The 17,166-nt window shown below is 43.6% G+C and carries 12 protein-coding genes; 3 read left to right on the forward strand and 9 right to left on the reverse strand.

What is annotated here, in order from left to right; genetic code table 11:
* Nucleotides 1–52 precede the first annotated feature (52 nt).
* Together N5E87_RS22955 and N5E87_RS22960 are read left to right on the forward strand one after the other, a co-directional pair.
* Nucleotides 53–1,159, forward strand: coding sequence for a hypothetical protein (locus tag N5E87_RS22955; RefSeq protein WP_086903621.1), 1,107 nt, complete (start codon nucleotides 53–55; stop codon nucleotides 1,157–1,159).
* A 137-nt stretch (nucleotides 1,160–1,296) separates the two neighbouring features.
* Nucleotides 1,297–2,852 (forward strand): IS3-like element ISSpu6 family transposase gene (locus tag N5E87_RS22960; protein WP_086937296.1). Its coding sequence is split into 2 segments (ribosomal slippage): nucleotides 1,297–1,759 and nucleotides 1,759–2,852, totalling 1,557 coding nucleotides; the frame shifts between segments, so codons are not numbered across the junction.
* A 358-nt stretch (nucleotides 2,853–3,210) separates the two neighbouring features.
* Here the strand turns inward: N5E87_RS22960 and N5E87_RS22965 are convergent.
* From N5E87_RS22965 to N5E87_RS22980, 4 genes are all read right to left on the reverse strand, one after another.
* Nucleotides 3,211–3,771: a hypothetical protein gene (locus N5E87_RS22965; RefSeq protein ID WP_086903620.1), complete on the reverse strand. Its 561-nt coding sequence runs from the start codon at nucleotides 3,769–3,771 to the stop codon at nucleotides 3,211–3,213.
* An 84-nt stretch (nucleotides 3,772–3,855) separates the two neighbouring features.
* The gene (locus N5E87_RS22970) at nucleotides 3,856–6,132 is read right to left on the reverse strand and encodes a P-loop NTPase fold protein (protein ID WP_086903619.1); all 2,277 of its coding nucleotides are present in this window, start codon (nucleotides 6,130–6,132) and stop codon (nucleotides 3,856–3,858) included.
* Nucleotides 6,133–6,270: 138 nt separating this feature from the next.
* A complete protein-coding gene (locus N5E87_RS22975; RefSeq protein ID WP_217895402.1) occupies nucleotides 6,271–6,963 on the reverse strand; it encodes a DUF5677 domain-containing protein in 693 nt (230 codons plus the stop codon).
* A gap of 554 nt (nucleotides 6,964–7,517) precedes the next feature.
* On the reverse strand, nucleotides 7,518–10,850 hold the full coding sequence (locus N5E87_RS22980; RefSeq protein ID WP_176370332.1) for a VPA1262 family protein: 3,333 nt from the start codon (nucleotides 10,848–10,850) through the stop codon (nucleotides 7,518–7,520).
* A 464-nt stretch (nucleotides 10,851–11,314) separates the two neighbouring features.
* Between N5E87_RS22980 and N5E87_RS22985 the strand changes: the two genes are divergently transcribed.
* Entirely contained in the window at nucleotides 11,315–11,518 is a 204-nt protein-coding gene (locus tag N5E87_RS22985; protein WP_086903618.1) for a hypothetical protein, read from the forward strand.
* A 132-nt stretch (nucleotides 11,519–11,650) separates the two neighbouring features.
* Here the strand turns inward: N5E87_RS22985 and N5E87_RS22990 are convergent, their stop codons facing one another.
* The 5 genes from N5E87_RS22990 to N5E87_RS23010 form a co-directional block, all read right to left on the reverse strand.
* Complete coding sequence (locus N5E87_RS22990) at nucleotides 11,651–12,040, reverse strand: H-NS family nucleoid-associated regulatory protein (protein WP_086903617.1); 390 nt, start codon at nucleotides 12,038–12,040, stop codon at nucleotides 11,651–11,653.
* A gap of 386 nt (nucleotides 12,041–12,426) precedes the next feature.
* Nucleotides 12,427–12,759 carry a DUF6488 family protein gene (locus N5E87_RS22995; protein WP_039978051.1) on the reverse strand — a complete coding sequence of 111 codons (333 nt, stop codon included), beginning with the start codon at nucleotides 12,757–12,759 and terminating at the stop codon, nucleotides 12,427–12,429.
* Between the two features lie 21 nt (nucleotides 12,760–12,780).
* Nucleotides 12,781–13,311 carry a hypothetical protein gene (locus N5E87_RS23000; RefSeq protein WP_023266962.1) on the reverse strand — a complete coding sequence of 177 codons (531 nt, stop codon included), beginning with the start codon at nucleotides 13,309–13,311 and terminating at the stop codon, nucleotides 12,781–12,783.
* A gap of 19 nt (nucleotides 13,312–13,330) precedes the next feature.
* Nucleotides 13,331–14,026 (reverse strand): HupE/UreJ family protein, encoded by a 696-nt coding sequence (locus N5E87_RS23005; protein WP_023266963.1) that lies wholly within the window; start codon nucleotides 14,024–14,026, stop codon nucleotides 13,331–13,333.
* Nucleotides 14,016–17,159 (reverse strand): CusA/CzcA family heavy metal efflux RND transporter, encoded by a 3,144-nt coding sequence (locus N5E87_RS23010; RefSeq protein WP_023266964.1) that lies wholly within the window; start codon nucleotides 17,157–17,159, stop codon nucleotides 14,016–14,018. Before N5E87_RS23010 ends, N5E87_RS23005 begins: the two co-directional genes overlap by 11 nt.
* Nucleotides 17,160–17,166: the final 7 nt, after the last annotated feature.

The following is a 17,166-nucleotide window of genomic DNA, read 5'->3' on the forward strand; positions in this document are numbered from 1 at the left end:
CTGGAATTTATCGATGTAAGTCATTAACTTTGAAGATGTTTGAGGCAAACAAATGGAACAATTGGCAGTTAAACCGAAGGCAACTCTTGAGGAAGTGACTAAGCTCGCTAATGAAATGCTTAAAAACGGTGTCGAGCCAACGACACGTAACTTGAGCGTTCATCTGCAAGGCAGAACATCGTCGATCCAAGGGTTCTTGATTGAGTACAAAAATAATCTTGAGCATAGAAAAAATGCTATCGCGGAAGAGGTTGGAAGCCTTGCCGTAGCTAAGTTGCTGTCTCAAGAACTATTGCTCATGATTGACCGTCGTAACGAATCGCTGACCGAGCAAGTTGCCCAGTTGACGAGAAACCTTGATGAAACGCTATCGCTGTTAAGTGACAGTGAAGATAAGTTAGAAAGCGTCTTGAATACTACGGCGGCTCAAGTTGCGGAGATTGAAACCAGCACAGCATCCAAGGTCGAAAAGGCCCAATCCGCTGTAAGCCTGATAGAGCAACAACTGCGAGAGTTAAAGGCCACCAGCGAAAAGGCCATTGATGACGCAAGAAATCACGCTAAAGCCGAAGTATTAAAAGCAGAAGCATTAGTGGACGCAGCGAATGGGCGCGTTGCACAAGCAGAGACCGAATTAAGGGCATATCGAGAGCAAATCAAGCTACTCAGCGTCGATGTTGCTAAACGAGAACTAGAACAGCGAGAGCTAGAGCAAGCGAAGGTAACCATCGCTACACTTCAGTCAACGCTATCAAAGCAGCAAGACCAAATTACTTACTCTACTGCTAACCTAGAGCGGTTGACGCAGGATCGTGAAGAGCTCAAGGCCACTGAAACTAAACTCAGTAAAAACGTAGAGGAATTAACGGCAACCTTAGTTACTGTGCGCAGCGAGCTCGCGGACTCTCGGGCAAAACTCGCAGAGGTGAATGCAGAGAGATTAGCATTTGAGCGCGACAGTCAGAGACTTAATACCGATCTCAACAGCTATCGCCAACAGGCTAACCAGCTGGGCGCTGTCCAAGCTGAGCTTGTGACTACCGAGAAACAACTGACCCAACTGCGGTTGGAGCTATCGCAATCGGAGCGTGAACGGGAGATTTTATCCCAAGCGCTTGCTGCCAACCGTGTGGCGGGCAGTCAGACCGAGAAAAAATAAGACATTTCGAAGGATGTTAGTGTTGGAGAGGAATAAGTTTGAAACTGAACAGCCAAGAACTCCCCCCTGTGTCAGGATTGTTGTCACCCCTAAATAATCATTATGTTTAAAGACAGGGTGCGGCAAAAGAGAACGATATGGCTCGGTATTCACCAGAACGTAAAGAAGCGATCCTTAAAAAATTATTACCTCCTCACAACTTAACGGTCGCAGAGGTCGCTCGGGAAGAAGGCATCGCGGTGCAAACCTTGTATCATTGGCGAGATATTGCCAGAAAAGAAGGTCGCCCCGTGCCAGGTAAAACATTAACAGCCGATGATTGGTCGGCTGAAGCAAAACTTGCCGTGATTATTGAAACAGCGCCGCTGTCGGAAGCGGAGATAAACCAGTATTGCCGTGAAAAGGGCTTGTTCCGCGAGCAAGTACAGCAGTGGAAACAGGATTGTTTAGCTGGTTTTCAAACCTCAGAAGTACAAACTAAAACCATTAAACAGCAGGCTAAGGCTGACAAAGCCGAAATCAAATCGCTGCAACGGGAATTGCGCTATAAGGAGAAAGCGCTGGCTGAAGCTGCTGCGTTACTGGTGCTCAGAAAAAAGCTCAATGCGCTCTGGGGGGACGACAGCGAGGAGAGCTAACCCCCTTGCCTGAGCGCATAGCATTGATTGCCTTAATCCAAGAGGCCTATACCAATGGTGCTCGCCTTTATAAGGCTTGTGCTGAAACGGGCCTCAGTAAGCGTACCTATCGACGTTGGTATCGAGAAGGTCAAGTGCAAGCTGATTTAAGGCCAACAGCAGCTCGACCAGAGCCAGCAAATAAACTCGAAGAACATGAGCGACAACAGATATTAAGTGTGTGCAATCAAGCGGAGTACGCCAGCTTACCCCCGTCGCAAATTGTGCCAACATTATTAGATAACGGGATTTATATCGCCTCGGAATCCAGCTTCTACAGAGTGTTAAATGCTCATGGTCAACTTAACCATCGTGGCCGCACTCAGGCTGCGGTCAATCGAAGCAAACCGTTGAGTTATCGGGCAGATGGGCCGAATCAAGTGTGGTCATGGGACATCACTTATTTAGCCTCAATCGTCAAAGGCCAGTTCTACTATTTGTACCTGTTTGAAGATATTTACAGTAGAAAAATAGTGGGTTACGAAGTTCATGAGCAAGAAAGTGGGGAATATGCCGCTGCGCTAATCCAACGCTGTCTGTTACGCGAGCAATGCTTTAACACGCCATTAGTGCTGCATTCTGATAATGGGGCGCCGATGAAGTCACTGACCATGAAAGCCAAGCTGGAAGAGCTTGGTATTACGGCATCATTAAGTCGGCCGCGGGTGAGTAATGACAACCCCTTTTCAGAGTCGTTATTTAAAACGTTGAAATACCGCCCACAGTGGCCGGCATCAGGTTTTAGCTGCTTAGCAACAGCAAGAGAATGGGTGGAAAAGTTTGTAACCTGGTACAACGATGAGCATAAACACAGCCAGCTAAATTTTGTCTCACCAGGGCAACGTCATGCACTGCAAGATGGCGCTATTTTAGCGAAGCGCAAGAAAGTGCTTGAGGCGGCGAAGGAAAGAAAACCGATGCGTTGGTCTACAGAGATCAGAAATTGTGAAGCGGTTGGCGCTGTAACACTCAACCCAGATAAGGCACCAGAAGAAGGCGTAATAAATGCAGCTTAATATTTAAACAAAGAGTGACAACTATCTTGAAAAACACCGACTCTAGCTCGTATCGTTCTAGATTAAATATGGCCAAAAATAAAGATTCATACTAATTGCCACAACTTAGTCCGAACCGTGCCACAATCGAGTATTAAAGTATCATACTCCTTGTGGCTTACTTCGGGACAAAAGCGTGATAGACCCTTTGCTCTAACTCGTCAGTTTCGGATTAAAATTTCTATAGAGTAATGCCCGCCTAAGTGGCTGGCAAAGCACAGCCACTAAACTCAAACAAACAACGCAACCGTCTCAAAACTTTGGGGGGATGGAGATGCCAAGCGTAATAGTCCATCTTGAGGCTTTTTAATATTTTTATTCAGTTTTTCTGAGAACCTACGTACCGATTAAGTCCAATGCCTTTAATTTTTGACCGCCCCTTATCTGAGCGGAAGAAAGGACCAGCGCCAAAATCAAATATAAAGACTTGGTTTTCATTGATCTTCAGTTCACCAACGTTAGCTCGTTGCATCAGTCTGCGCAAAAGCCGCTTTTCTCTTGAAGTAGGTGCTTCTTGCATATTACTACCGTATTTATTCACCCAATCTTCTTCAAAAAACTTTTCTATCTCTGGGTAAATAAGAACAAAAGCAGGCCGTACTCCGTCAAACTCACAAAAAGTATAAGTGTATGATTGCATTACACAGTCAAGAAGTTTTTTGACACTTTCCTTGCTTTGAGGGTCTTTAATTTCGACACCAACAGCTTCGACATCAAAACCTAAATCTAACGCTTTTTGTTTGGGCAGTAGCAATAAATCTAATCTCAAAGGACGGTCATCAAGAGGCCAAGTACCTGTGACCTCTTCTTTGACTTCGAAGTATTCTCTTAAGAAGTTTTTTAAATACTTACGAGCTTTATCTTCTCTTTCTTGACTCATAATGCCTCAAAAAAATGAAGCCGCATCTGTGGCAATTTGGGAGCAAAACGGAAAATGCCCGACAACACTGCTTTATAAAATTCATCACCAATCATCAGTGATTCCTTTCGCTCTATTGTCCAGAGCATCTTGGAAAGCTTTTAGCGCTTTCTGAGCTTCGGGATCTAGATTGGATTCGTCAAGTTCACGCATCTTTTCTTGAATTGGCGCAATTTCTAAAAAGTTCTCAATATTTTCAAGTTTTATATAAGTCGTAATTTTTACTACGTAGTCTCCCATAGATTGAGATGATGACTTGCTCACAAATCTTTTCAGTAAATTTATACAACCTTCGGCACTCTGTGTCTGAAGCTTTAACCAATCAATAACTTTAGCCTCATCACCCCAACGCTTCCATCTGTATAAAAAGGAAACCAAGTGTTCATGAGCAAGTAGTTCATCAGGAGAATTAACAGACATATCATCCAGCTTTTTTACAAACTCAGCTTTAAGCAGATCAAATTCGACGTCTTGGAGAATTTGGTCTGCATCAGACTTTTCTCTGCTGTTTTCATCACTAATCAAAATATGTTCAACAATCGAAATTCCGTTTGAGGCTTTAAAGCAGTTAAGCAAAAGCTCTCCTCTTTCTTTCAAATCATCAATACGTCTTAAAAACCAGATAACAAGCCTTATAGCATGTGTATAAGAACTGAAAAACGTAAACCCAGTTGATTCATGGTCTACTTTATCACCAATATCCAGAATACCTTTAATATAGGCGTTGCCATTAACTAACGGAACTTCATCTGCAAATGACTCAAACTGTGAAAGTGCATTTTTTAAAATCCCACGGACTTTAAGGGATAAGATAAATTCTGAAAATCTTTCAGAATCAGAAGTAAGAACAAGCATTTCTCGTAAATCCGAGTTTGAAAGTTCACCGCTTGGAATAGAAAATTGAAAATACTTTTCAAAGTTAGATGGATGACAAACACGCATTCCCCTTAACCAAGTTCTGGCAAAATCTCCTGAATAGTGTGTTCCTCCCAGAGCCCATTCAATTGTTGGAAATAGTTGTTCAACAATGTTTTTTACGGCTTCGCGCTTGTTAGGTGAGGCTTTATCCAAGATTCCGTTAATTAAGCTTGCTGTTGAATCCTTGTTTCGCCCATATCTATCCGAGCCATTTTGGGTAAATATTTCTTTCGCACGCGCAATTTCTTTATAAACATCAGGTTCAAATACTCTTAAACATTCAATCGCAATTAGATCAACAGGGTTAACCTCAAAAGCACTTTTTCCTTTAAGTAAGGTAAAGTGGAAGGATAAAGTTGAGGTATATCTATAGACACTTCTCAAATTGTCGAAGTATTTGTTCAGACCGCCATGAAAGATATTCCCCCATCGTCCGGTATCAAACATACTTGCTGCTGATTTATCTTGCTCAATGATTTTGTCTAGCCTATTGAACAAGAGACTATGAAGTCGCGTGGTTTCTATTCGAGGAATATCAAAAGGTACTTGGATTATTTTCTCCAAATAATCACGACCGAGTTGCTTACCATCATTCATTTTATCTTCTACTAGATCTCGCTGAAATAGAAGAAGAAAAACTACATTTGGAAACTCTAGATTCGCTTTTATAAGCTGAAAAACCATCCTTAACTGGGAAGACGTTAGCCTATCTAAATCATCCATGACTACAATCAAAGGAACTTTACGATTTAGCAATAAGTCTGATAGCTCCTGCCTTATATCACTTAAACTCTGTTCTTTTTCTTTTGCCGTCTCCTCAGCATTTCCTTTTAATGTGTCAAGTAAACCTCTCCCCCATTTCAATGCAGCAGCCCAACCGCCTAAAACAAGGAGCATAAAGGTACTAATATTGTTTACCCAAGTTTCGTTGGAAAAGTTTCCGCCAACGCCAATAAGCGTCGCTAGCACGAAAAATGTGGGAAGGGCCGATGAAAGACCTGTGGCTACAGTTTCACCTGTAGTTAGATAACGCCCATACTTTTTAAGGGTTGCCGCTAATTTTTTTCCTGATTTGCTTTTATCATTTCTGCCAATTGATTTTGATATTTCTTGAAAAAAGGAAGCAGTTATTTTATCTTGTGCCGCCCATTCCCATGGAGAAAATTCAATTACATCTGGTTTATCTTCGGCAATTGCCTCTAGCCGAGATAAAGCCATATTTTTAATTGAAGATTTTCCTGAACCCCAGTCACCATGTAAGGCTACCACTAAACTGTCGTTTCCATGCCAACTCGCCATCGCATTCGCCAAGTCGGAGGAAAAACCTGAACGACCTAGCAAGTCATCTTCTGCTTTTGTAATAGGCCGATCAGAAGCGAATCCGTGTAAATCTATTGATTCCATATGAAGTCTCTAAGGAGAATCTAACGCCACATTAAGGTGTAAGCAACACTGCCACCTAATTTAAACCATTACGACATAAACACGAAACCCAACTTTAAACCGAGAATGCTAAGCTTTGGGAATCACACTAAATGCTTTTTAGGGTTCTGCGGAATTTAGCCCCAAAACACTGCGAATGGATTCATTGTCAGGCCAGCCTCGATGCAATAACCACCATACGCATGCCTGACCAACTGCGCGACTGATGGCTCCGATGCCTTGGAGTTGTACCTCACATAAAGCACTGGTTTCAGAAGTTTCTTGTGACGCAATACTATGTCCATGAGTTTCTAATGACATGAACCTGTAGAACACCGTGTAAATATCCAATACTTCAGCTTCTTTAGCTTGTTCTTCAACGCTCTTTCGTCTAGGAATGCCTTTCATTTGCTCTGTTTCTAGAAACTTGGTTGTAACATCCAGGCCTGTGCGCTTATCTTTGATTTTAGCTTTACCGGCCTTGAGGTTAATTCTCATAGCTTTTGCTAACTCCATCTTAGCAGCACCGTGGTGAGCTTGGGCGTTCTCAATAGACCGGATAGACCACAGAGATGTGATTAGTTGTTCCAGTAAGCTGCGGCTAAGAATGCCTAGACAAGCGGCGTTTTGAGAGGCGCCTAGTGCGGCCGCTCCACGCAAAAGCTCTGCAGTGCGACAAAGTTGCTGGCGTACTAACTCGTCGCGCAGGTCACCTTGGCCAACAGCTTCCATTTTGGATGCAATAGTTAGCAGCGCGGCTTGTTCATGCATTGACTTTACAAGTTCATCTAAAGTGGGTGTCTCTGTAGACATGCGATATCAATACCCTAACATTTGATTAGTGCGTATGCGTGTTTATCACGCTAATCCAGTGTAGTCGCTAACAATTAAATATTTGTATTATATGTGAATAATCATATTTTTGTTAAATAGCCCATCTTGAAAAATGGACATGTGCGTTTTCAAAACCTATTAACTAAAAACTGGAAAATATAATAAACTGATTTTATATGTTTTTAGTTGAATTAATACACACTGATATTGTTTTCAAATCACAAAAAAATCTCTAAATTCAAATATGACAGTATACCCATCCATCGTTGTGTCGTTTTACGGCAGGCTTTAAACATTAGATAAATAGATAAGAATTTGTAGGGCAACTCGGGCGGAAATTGTCGGTTAAGCAAACGAGCCAAAACGCGGAAGATGCAAAAGCGCGTTAGCCCAAAGCCTGCGTAAAATGATGGTACTCAGGGTGTGAATCAGACTAGGAAAGTCTGATTCAATGGCTCACCTTTGAACATTTCTGTATTGGCTATTTTGCTAAATTAGCATTTCACGGATCATTTAAGGTATTGCAAATAATTCTAATCTCGTGGCCAAACTTGAGCATCCACTACAATTGCAGTATCAACAGTATTTAAGATGTTATTGCACTTGATCTGATCAGGTTTGCGCCTGAAGTATATCAAAAGGTCTTGATTCGTTAAGTCTTCCCTCTCAGAATCGGACAGGCGTTCGATCAACGATTCGCTTTGCTCTAAAAGCACCTTTAATTGCTGGTTTTCATCGCAATTAACGAAAAAAGAAATTCGACAAGATAGAGCATAGAGCCAGAGGTTAACATTGTACGCGTCGATGTAGGATGACCAACTGATCTGAGCGCTAAATGGTTTCCTGATTGTTCGAGCAAGCGAGTTGAATATTTTCCAGAGTTCACTGATGATATATGCTTGGTCTGTTGTGTCAATATGTGCCATCAAAGTGGCTAGCTCATCGGTGAATGCACCATCACCGTCAATTTTAAAGTACAGGTTGTCACCACCATCAAGTATCAATCGCCACTGGTTCATCAGTTCTCCCAGCCATATCCTTGACACTTGTGCTACATCAATCACCTTCATTTCGATCATAGGTATCAGCAACGATTCTAGAATCCACGGCGTGAAGTGATGAAGTTTACCAAGTCTGTCACGTAGAGGTTGAAGGGTGTTTTGTAGTTGTTTGTCATTCAATGGGGTTTCAAACAACTGAATGAGTTTGATGATCAATTGTGATTTGGCATCAGAATTATCGTTATTTGCCTCGTTGATAAACCAACATAAGACAGTTTTCTGTTCATCGGTTGGCTTGATAAGGCTGAGTTTAGAGAGTGCATCGGAACTGAAATTACCGTTGTTGATGGCATTCTTAAAGGCATGAAGCCCCACCCAAATTACTACGCTAGCATCGCTTTTTAGAAGCGCTTCGATCTTTTCGGGATTTTTATCAAATTCTAGTTCCAAACAAATAATATTGAGTGCTTGCTCAACCAGAGCACGTTTTCGGTGATGTTCACCAACAGTGTTAGAACATGCAATACTCAACCAGTCTATAAGGTCTTGAGGAGCTCTTGACCATAAAATCTTGAGTGCGTAATAGTCACTCCATGCAGTTTCAAACTCCGAGCCGCAGAACACTCTACTTGGTTCATCGTTAGACAGGAGAAGCTCGCGTAGGCTCTTGGCTCGGTAATGCTCTATATCAAGGTAACTAGTTTTGATTTTTGCCGGTAGAGCATCGACTCTGAACGGATTCAAGTGTTCCAGAAGCTTCTGTTTCAACTCATCTGATAAAGGGGAGTTATCTTCTATGAATAAGCTTCCTGCATGTGAGTGAGCCAGAACATAACCAAGTACATCCCAAGCAGAGTGAAAATCTTGGAGTGGAAAACCTTCATTCCAGAAATTCGACGGAAGCTCTTCGAAGCGTTCAGGAGCAAGCTCTCCATCTTTCATGTACTTCTTAGAGTGCATCATATCGAGCAGAACTGAGCCAGAGAGCCCGGCTAACTCCTGGTCGTTCAGCCACCACGCAAAAACGTCACCTGACCGGCTGATGTCAATAAAGGAGGATTGATGGTTTAGTCCTACTCCACATGTTTTAATTTCAGGACTATAGGTATTCGAGTCAAAAATTAGCTTTGCTGTAGGGGATTGCTTCCTATCCCCATGTAAAGCGCTCTGGATTATTCCATCAGCGAACTCGAATACGCTGGGCAATATATCAAGTGGGATTGGAGTTGCGAGCAATGGGAAGTTGTCATTGGCTCGCTGTATCGAGTTGGATAGGTGATAGCCTGCGAGTGGTTTACCATTGACTGATCGAATCAAGATCATTCGATCATGTATCTTGCTATCAGGCACAGCCAGCACCTTTAGCTGAACGTTGCCGAAGTAACCATTGCTCCATCCATCACAACTCGCCAGCAATCGTTGGATGCGAGTTGGCTTTTCAGGCGATAGCTCGCTGTCCTCATTTGACTGCTTTTCGGTGGTGATTATGAGATAGTCTCCGTTTGCTGTACCGAGTCTATTTAGAAGATTTATTCCGACATCTTCCATGAACGGATCGAACCAAGCTATTTTAGCATCATGATGACGCTCGAATATGCGGCGTAACCAATCGACCAAGTGAAGACGACTTGTACCACCACTACTAGAGAGTGTAAGAAAGAAACCTCCAGTCGATGCTTTGGGAAGTAAATTATGCACATTACTTTCAATCAGGCAACTTTGACTAACCCATGGGTCATTGAAGTGTCCACCAATAACCGAATGTGAACTCCGAACTGCCCGCGCAACACGTCCTGTAGCGTCAAGTTTTGTCTTCTCTCGGGGTGGCACTTGCTTCTCTAACCAACCCATACGATCAGTTGAGCTAATCGGCTCAACCACCTGCATGTTCAGATTGACACCACGGACAAAGTAATTCCCTGTCTTTAGAAGCAGGTATGATTCCTCGCCTGCTTTCCCTAATGCATAGATCTCTAGAGTGAATGCTGTGGTCACTTGGTTCTTGAAGTCTTCGATGATGAATTTGTGTTCTAGCGGGTAAGAAATACTTTGATCAAGGCGAGCAACGTATGAAGCTTGCACGCTATCATTGCTATATGCATTCACTATAACCATTAGGTCGGCTGGTTCTTGTGTGAGCGACTCGAAGAGATTGAGAGAGGAGTGTTTGCCTTTTAATATGATCTCGAATTTTCGGCGTTCAGAATTGGTCAGGCCTGGGGCGCAGATAAATTCTAAATCACCCAAGCGCCATGCATCTAGTGTTGCAAAATCCATCCCAGTGTCAGTATCAAGTGCATTGCAAGCTGCCTCGGCAATCTGACGATCTTTTCCTTCGGGGACAGTGAAAATGCTGGGCTTTTCTTCTGGAAAAACAGCACCGCTGTCGACGCTAGCATAGCTGGTATGGCTTAGGCGTTTGGTTTGCAAAGGAAAGCCATCTCGTGTTGGCAGATGCATTACTGGGCGCACGCAAGGGTTGGTGCCGAAAATGACTGAACCGATCTTGGCGTTCAGCTTATCCCTTAGTATGAGATCTGCATGTTGACTCGCCTCATGGAGAGAGTAGCCGTCGATGAAGCTTTGGAAAAATACCTTGAGCTTTTCGGCTGATGTATGCAATGTCAACGTATGAATTCTTACCGAACAATTTTCATACAATGGTGTATTCTTAGTATTCGTGCCGTTCCATGCATTTGACTGAAAGGTTCCGGGCAATGTTCTGCCGTAAAGAAACCGAAGCTCGCTAGCATTTTCGCGTTCGATCTCTAAAACCCAAATTTGGGTAACACTAGAGTTGCTAGCATCTCCAAACAAATCATAAAGCCTAAAATCTGAGGACAATGAATTGAAATCTTGTATCATCTTGCTACCTTTGGACTTGCAAACAGTGCTATAAGTTAAATTGGTATGACCCCAAGGTTCATTTCGAGTTTGCCGTACTTAAATTACTACTCTTTATAGTGCCACATACTCACTTCACCCCGCCTATATCTCACGACTTACTTTTTTCAGTAATAGCGGAGATAGGTCAAAAGGTCGATTGAATGCCACTAAAAGCATATAGATATGCGCATATTAGGGGTATTAGATAAATTTGGTCAAACGAGCAGAATTAGAGTTGTTATGAGCAACAACTCTAAATGAAAAGGGGCAAAAGCTAGTCGAGGGCGGCGAGGAGATTAGCTTGCCGTATTTTCTAATATTTGCAGCTACTACAAAAGAGATATTTTAGCCGACAAAAGCTTTCTTATGTTGCTCTGAATTTACAAACGCATTACATTTGAATCACTAGGATCGTTCTCTCAACTCTGCGATGGAGATACGTTATGAAGACGCTATCGATTATCTGTCCGCAGGAAGCGCCTGTCTGTATGGATGCTTTGCTCGATTACATTAACACTTGGCATGATGAATTTTACGTCAAGGAAGCAGGTCAATTCGAAATCAAAGTTGACGAAGAAATACTTGAGAGTGAAAGATTTATCCTCCGTAAACATTTCCCTTGGGTTACAGTAGACATTCTTAATTAACCGTTGCCAAATATTGTAACATAGGCAATTTTTGGTAGATTACGCGGCTGTTATCGCGTACTTAAACCAGTTCTGCTACGCTGAATGAGGCGAAAAAACTCTCATTAGCCTGTTCTGCTATAGGCGGGGAATTTAGATCAAAAAGTCTTCGATTGAACGGCCATTTTCAATTTGATGTTTGAAAACAGTTGGCATTCTACCTTGCCCAGTCCATGTGACAATTTCACCTTTTACTACGATTGAATATTTAGCTGGACGTGGTGCTCTTGTGCTTTTTACTTTAGCAGTAACACTGCCAAGATCAACAAGCGACAAACCTGCTGACTCAATCATCTTCTGAAGTTCCGCAATTTTTGCGATACGCTCAGCATTTGCTTCAGCTTCAGCATTCGCTTCTTCTTCTCTTTCAGCAACTATCTTGCCTAACTTTTCGTACACATCTTTAAGTTCAGTAACAGATAACTCTTTCACCGATGCTTTTAAACGACGTGCATGAGTTAAGATCTCTAAAAATTCTGACATAGTATTTCCCTAATCAATTTATATTGCTGCAATATAGCTGATTTCCAGTTTGTATGAATACACGTAGAGTTTCAATTTTAATAGTTATTAACATGCAAGCATTGTGAGTTTGCGAGCTGAACTAAGTTGTTTTAAAAGCAAACAGCTAGATTGTGTCGATAAACTTCACTAATGTATATGAAACAACATAAATAGTTAAATTTTGACTCATCACTGACGTCTAACTCGCTTAGGGACAAAAGTGAGTTAGACTGTTAACTCAGATTAATTGGTTTCAGATTACAAAATGTATTGCTAAGAACGATATTTGATTTAATAAAAGTAAACCGCTTGCAGGGTTATTGCACTGTCTGTTGCCCATAACATAGACAGTGCAATCTTGGCGACTAGAACTTGTTCGTGTCTTTGACTTCTAAAAGCTCGCCGTTACTGGCTATTTTGAGAAAAACTTGTTTTTGAGTCGTTGGGTTAACGGCACTGACCACGTAGTAATTGCCTTCAAAGCTGACGATTGATAATTGTGCCTCAGGCAAGTCTTTCCATGTTCCCTCTAATTTACCCACCTCAAAACCAAAGTCTTTAAATGTCATTTGATTAAGCGATTTAGCTGCCACCTTTAAGGCACCTTGACCGCTGATCACTCCGTGATCCGCATGGGCCAATACATTGCCACTCATTAACGCTGTGCATAGGGTGAATACTGATAATAATTGTTTCATCGTTTTCTCCAATTTTGCCAATTATTGTTTTAAACCAATGACTTCATATTGTCCTTTTACCTGTAACTGAACGGCAATAGGCTTATCTGTCTTGTTTTTCCAATACCAACCATGCGACCCCGCGAAAGGTGCAGTAAAGCTCCCTTTCATTTCGTTTGATGTCGCTATGGTGTAACTCTCAAAATAGCCAGTGGTATCTCCCTCAGGTTCACCATGTAGGTCAAAATACAAAGCATCGCCATCGGTCATCCATTCGTAGGTCATTTTGGCATACTGTGGCATGGCAAATTTATATTCGACACCGCGACCCGCCGGAACCACCACTTCAATGGTTTGAAACTCCGTATTACTTGCTTGGGCTCCCGTCACCGCAACAGCACCATCCGCTTCAGCGGCCTGTGCAATTGAGGTTAATCCCAGTTTTTGACCTACGCCTGTAGGATCGATGTTGTACTCGGCTGGCAGAATAAAAGTGACCAGCGCAATGGCCGCCACTACCGTTGCCGATACGCTCGCTTTGACCAAGGTTTTTGTACTTACAGTGTGTTGCATAATCTTCTCTTATAATCGTTTAGTTGACGAAATAGCCTGTGAGCTGATAACCCATCAGCATCACCCCTACACTCATCAGAGCGGTGTTAGTCAGCGTTGAAAATCGTTGAAATGAAGGGAAATGACGCCAGGCATTTATCACAATCAAGATGATGGCCAGCGCAGCAAATTGTCCGATCTCCACCCCAATATTGAATGCTAATAAATTGGTAAATAGGCCTTCCTGTGACAACTGAAACTCCTGTAATTTGGTTGCCAGTCCAAAGCCATGGAACAAACCAAAGACCAACACTGCTATTTTGGTATTGGGTTGCCAATTAAAGCAGCGCTTAAATCCCCCCAAGTTATCAAAACCTTTATAGATCACTGATAAGCCAATAATCGCATCGATAAGATAGGCGTTAACTTGCAAATCGGTCATTACACCAAGCAATAATGTGGTGCTGTGACCTAGGGTAAACATGGTCACATACAACAGCACATCTTTGCTGCGGTACAAAAAGAAGATCACACCCACGAGAAACAATAAGTGGTCGTAGCCCGTGATCATGTGCTTCGCCCCAATGTACAAAAAGGGGATAAATTGCACGCCTTGGTTTTGTTCTAAAAAGGCGCGAGTATTGTCGTCCACCCCATGGGCCATGACATCAATACTCACCAAACCTAATAATCCAACCATCAGCAACAAGCTGATGTTTAATAGCTTATTTGGCATCCGCAATCTCCATTACTTCTACTTCAGTCAAAATCGACTCCTTTTCTTTATGTAAAATGCGATATAACGCTGGAATAACAAACAGCGTTAACAGGGTTGATGAAATAATTCCCCCAATCACAACCGTTGCCAGCGGACGTTGGACTTCTGAACCGATACCGGTATTGAGTGCCATTGGAATAAACCCGAGTGATGCCACTAAAGCCGTGGTTAACACTGGACGAAGCCTTGTTAGTGCCCCCTCAAAAATTGCCCTATCGAGTCCCATACCTTCTTTACGTAATTCGCGAATAAATGACACCATGACAAGACCATTTAAAATCGCGATACCAGAGAGGGCGATAAAGCCCACTGCGGCTGAGATAGAAAAGGGAATGTCCCGTAACAATAATGCGGCAATTCCGCCCGTCAGGGCTAAGGGGACGCCAGTAAAGATAATCATCGCATCCTTGAAGGAGCTAAGGGCGAGGATCAATAAACCGACAATCATCAACAGGGTCACAGGCACAACAATACTCAAGCGTTGCGATGCCGATTGTAATTTTTGATAGGTGCCTCCGTACTCCACCCAGTAACCTGCGGGAATATCCACTCTTTCCCCGATAACGTTTTGAATATCAGCGACAAAGCTACCTAAATCCCGTCCACGTACGTTGGCGGTGACCACCATGCGACGTTTCCCATTTTCACGGTTAATCTGGTTAGCACCAGAAACCAATTCCAAGGACGCTAATTCCTGAAGTGGGATGCTATGCCCGTCGGGTAAGGAAATCGGTAAATAACGTAAGCCGTCCAGATTTTGCCTACGTGATTCACCCAGACGTACAACAATGTCTGAGCGAATATCTCCTTCATAGAATTTACTCGCCACAGTGCCGCCCATTGCGGTTGCCACTTGAGACTGCAACTCGGACATACTTAAGCCATGTTGCATCAGCTGTTGACGTTTCGGAATGATATTCAGCATAGGCAAACCTGTTGTCTGCTCCACTTGCACATCGGCAATGCCATCGACCTGAGCGATAGCTGCCTCGATTTGTGCACCAAGCGAAGTGAGCGTATCGAAATCATCACCAAACACCTTAATTGCAAGCTCCGCCCGGACCCCTGCAAGCAGCTCATTAAAGCGCATTTGAATAGGCTGTAAGAACTCATAGCGGTTGCCAGGGATAGGTTCCACCATCGCCGCCAACTCTTCTACAATTTGCTCCTTCGATTTATTGGGATTTGGCCACTGCTCACGAGGTTTTAGGATAATAAAGTTATCAGCCACACTCGGAGGCACTGCATCGGTCGCCACATCCGCAGTACCAATTTTGGCAAATACCCTTTCAACTTCAGGCATTTGCTTAATTTTATCTTCTAGAGTTTCTTGCAGGGCAATCGCCTGACTCAGTGAGGTGCCAGGAATACGTAGGGCATGCATTGCAATATCCCCCTCATCCAAATTAGGGGCAAATTCACTGCCTAATTTCGTCGCTTGGTAACCAAAAACGGCGACCAACAACGTGGCAGCAATCACCACGACCCAGCGACCTTGAATTACCCAGTTTAACGCAGGGCGATACAAGGCGCCTGCACCACGGATAAGCGGGCTATGCTTCTCCTTCACTGGTTTCTTAAACAGCAAGGCAATGGTTGCTGGCACAAAAGTCACCGACAGCAACATGGCACTTAACAACGCAATCACTACCGTAATCGCCATCGGGTGGAACATTTTGCCTTCTACACCTTCTAGTGCAAAAATCGGCAAATACACGGCGGTAATGATAAATACACCAAATAGTGCGGGGCGAATGACCTCTCGGGTAGCTTCAAACACGAGCTCTAGACGTTCTTTTAACGGTAAAGGATCGTCTCCTGCCTGACTTAACCGTCTCAAGCAGTTTTCAACAATAATGATCGCGCCATCGACTAACAAACCAAAGTCCAGAGCGCCTAAACTCATCAGGTTCGCGCTAACGCGGGTTTGTACCATGCCGGTAATCGTCATTAACATAGCAAAGGGGATCACCAGTGCAGTTAAAAATGCAGCCCTAAAATTCCCAAGCAGTACAAACAACACCACAATGACCAGTAGTGCGCCTTCTAATAGATTGGTCTGCACCGTTTGTAGGGTTTTATCCACTAACTTAGTGCGATCATAAACCGCTGTGGCGACAATCCCTTCCGGCAGGGTCGCGTTGATTTCTTTGAGTTTCTCACCTACAGCATGGGCAACGGTGCGGCTATTCTCACCAATCAACATAAACACGGTACTCATGACCACTTCGCGGCCATTTTGAGTCGCAGCACCGTTGCGTAGCCCCTGACCATTTTCAATATCGGCCACATCTTTAATGGTCAGCGCACTGCCTTGCGTTGATTTGAGTGGGATATTGCCAATGGCCACAATGTCTTCGGCTTGGCCTGGCATTCTCAGTAACCACTGAGCACCGTTTTGCTCAATAAAACCTGCGCCTTGGTTCTGATTATTCTTGGCTATGGCATCGACAACATCGGCTTGGGTTAAACCAAAGGCGAGCAGTTTTTCCGGTTTGAAAGCGACCAAAATCTCACGCTCAAAGCCGCCGATAGGGTTAACTTCAACCACCCCTGGCACACGCATGAGCTGCGGCCTAATTGTCCAATCATGTACCGTGCGTAAATCCATTGGCGTGATAGGCGTTCCATCGGCATGGGTAGCATCTGGCAATGCATCCACGGTAAACATAAAGATTTCACCTAAGCCAGTCGCAATAGGGCCAAGCTGTGGTTCAAGCCCAAGCGGCAGCTCGGAACGTGCCGCCGATAAACGCTCATTGACTAACTGACGGGCAAAATAGACATCCGTCTCATCACTGAAAATGGCCACCACCTGTGATAAGCCATAGCGCGATACCGAGCGGGTGTAGGTTAACCCAGGCAAGCCTGCTAATGCGGTTTCCAAAGGGAAGGTCACACGCTGCTCGATTTCAAGTGGCGTGTATCCCGGCGCTTCGGTATTAATCATCACCTGCACATTGGTGATATCCGGTACGGCGTCGATGGGTAATTTAGTGAAGTTCCAAATTCCTAAACCGGCCACGGCCAATACCATCACCAATACGAGGAATTTGCGCTTTATCGAAAAGCGTAAAATCGATTCCAACATGACTCGG

It is taken from the genome of Shewanella sp. GD03713 (assembly GCF_029843705.1).
Classification (GTDB): Bacteria; Pseudomonadota; Gammaproteobacteria; order Enterobacterales; family Shewanellaceae; genus Shewanella.